Raw genomic sequence first — 2720 nt, 5'->3', positions numbered from 1 at the left:
TGCTTGTGTGTTGTTGTTAGGTGAAGTGGTGTGGAAACGCCTACCGTAGAGGGTGATAGTCCCGTAGTTGAAGGCTTCAATGCATTAGTTGTTGGGTTGCCCGAGTAGCAGCGGGCTCGTGGAATCTGCTGTGAATCTGCCGGGACCACCCGGTAAGCCTAAATACTCAGTGTGACCGATAGTGTATTAGTACCGTGAGGGAATGGTGAAAAGTACCCCGGGAGGGGAGTGAAATAGTTCCTGAAACCATGTGCTTACAATCCGTCAGAGCACTTTTTATTGTGTGATGGCGTGCCTTTTGAAGAATGAGCCTGCGAGTCAGCGGCATGTCGCGAGGTTAACCCGTGTGGGGTAGCCGTAGGGAAACCGAATCCTAATGGGGTGTTGAGTGGCATGTCCTGGACCCGAAGCGGGGTGATCTACCCATGGCCAGTGTGAAGCAGTAGTAAGATGCTGTGGAGGCGCGAACCCACGTAGGTTGAAAACTGCGGGGATGAGTTGTGGGTAGGGGTGAAAGGCCAATCAAACTCCGTGATAGCTGGTTCTCCCCGAAATGCATTTAGGTGCAGCGTCGCATTAGCTTGGTGGAGGTAGAGCTACTGGTTGGTTGAGCGGGACTACAATCTTAGCAATGTCAGCCAAACTCCGAATGCCATCAATTGTGTTGTGCGGCAGTGAGACTGTGGGGGATAAGCTTCATAGTCGAGAGGGAAACAGCCCAGATCGCCGGTTAAGGCCCCTAAGGGTGTGCTAAGTGGAAAAGGATGTGGGATCGCGAAGACAGCCAGGAGGTTGGCTTAGAAGCAGCCATCCTTGAAAGAGTGCGTAATAGCTCACTGGTCGAGTGGTCCTGCGCCGACAATGTAGTGGGGCTCAAGCACACCGCCGAAGCCGCGGCAAACTTTTTGTTTGGGTAGGGGAGCGTCGTGCATGTGTTGAAGCGTTACCGTAAGGAGGCGTGGAGTGTGTGCGAGTGAGAATGCAGGCATGAGTAACGAATTGGAAGGTGAGAATCCTTCCCGCCGGATGACTAAGGGTTCCTGGGTCAAGTTCGTCTTCCCAGGGTGAGTCGGGACCTAAGGCGAGGCCGACAGGCGTAGTCGATGGACAACCAGTTGATATTCTGGTACCCGTATATCCGCGCCCATGATAAAGCACTGATACTAACCACCGCGGATACGACTGGTGTGTTCTTTGAACACGTTGGTTGTTGATGTCGTGGGGCCTGATGTGTGGTTCAAGTGATGGGGTGACACAGTGTAGTAGCCATGCCGCTTAGTGGATTGTTGGTGTAAGCGTGTGAGGTGGTGTGTAGGCAAATCCGCACACCGTATGCCTGAGGCGTGATGCGTAGCCCAATTGGGGTGAAGTTGGTGATCTAGTACTGTCGAGAAAAGCCTCTAGCGATGTGGATGTATGGCCCGTACCCTAAACCGACACAGGTGGTCAGGTTGAAAATACTAAGGCGTTCGGGTGAACTGTGGTTAAGGAACTCGGCAAAATGCCCCCGTAACTTCGGGAGAAGGGGGACCACACGACTTAAACCAGCCTTTGCGTTGGTGGTGGGTTGTGGGGTCGCAGAGAATAGAGGGAAGCGACTGTTTATCAAAAACACAGGTCCATGCGAAGACGTTAAGTTGATGTATATGGACTGACGCCTGCCCGGTGCTGGAAGGTTAAGAGGACCGGTTAGTCACCTTTGGTGGCGAAGCTGAGAATTTAAGCCCCAGTAAACGGCGGTGGTAACTATAACCATCCTAAGGTAGCGAAATTCCTTGTCGGGTAAGTTCCGACCTGCACGAATGGCGTAACGACTTCTCTGCTGTCTCAACCACAGGCCCGGTGAAATTGCACTACGAGTAAAGATGCTCGTTACGCGCGGCAGGACGAAAAGACCCCGGGACCTTCACTATAGCTTGGTATTGGTGTTCGGTTCGGTTTGTGTAGGATAGGTGGGAGACTGTGAAACGTGCACGCCAGTGTGTGTGGAGTCGTTGTTGAAATACCACTCTGATCGGATTGGATGTCTAACCTTGGCCCATGATCTGGGTTGGGGACAGTGCCTGGTGGGTAGTTTAACTGGGGCGGTTGCCTCCCAAAATGTAACGGAGGCGCCCAAAGGTTCCCTCAGCCTGGTTGGCAATCAGGTGGTGAGTGTAAGTGCACAAGGGAGCTTGACTGTGAGACAGACATGTCGAACAGGGACGAAAGTCGGGACTAGTGATCCGGCACCTACTTGTGGATGTGGTGTCGCTCAACGGATAAAAGGTACCCCGGGGATAACAGGCTGATCTTCCCCAAGAGTCCATATCGACGGGATGGTTTGGCACCTCGATGTCGGCTCGTCGCATCCTGGGGCTGGAGTAGGTCCCAAGGGTTGGGCTGTTCGCCCATTAAAGCGGCACGCGAGCTGGGTTCAGAACGTCGTGAGACAGTTCGGTCTCTATCCGCCGCGCGCGTTGAAACTTGAAGAAGGCTGTCCCTAGTACGAGAGGACCGGGACGGACGTACCTCTAGTGTGCCAGTTGTTCCGCCAGGAGCATGGCTGGTTGGCTACGTACGGAAGGGATAACCGCTGAAAGCATCTAAGCGGGAAGCCTGTTTTAAGATGAGGTTTCATTTAAGGTCCCCCAAAGACGATGGGGTTGATAGGCCAGACCTGGAAGCACTGTAAAGTGTGGAGGCTACTGGTACTAATAGACCAAAACAAACACACACAC

Annotated in this window: 1 rRNA gene; it reads left to right on the top strand. The window is 53.2% G+C overall.

Annotated elements, in window-relative coordinates:
- A 23S ribosomal RNA gene (locus HMPREF2932_RS01015) occupies positions 1-2718 on the top strand; the annotation flags it as partial.
- Positions 2719-2720 lie beyond the last annotated feature (2 nt).

This window comes from Corynebacterium sp. HMSC074H12, from assembly GCF_001813755.1.
Taxonomy (GTDB): Bacteria; Actinomycetota; Actinomycetes; order Mycobacteriales; family Mycobacteriaceae; genus Corynebacterium; species Corynebacterium hiratae.
This window is presented reverse-complemented; position numbering and strand designations above follow the sequence as displayed.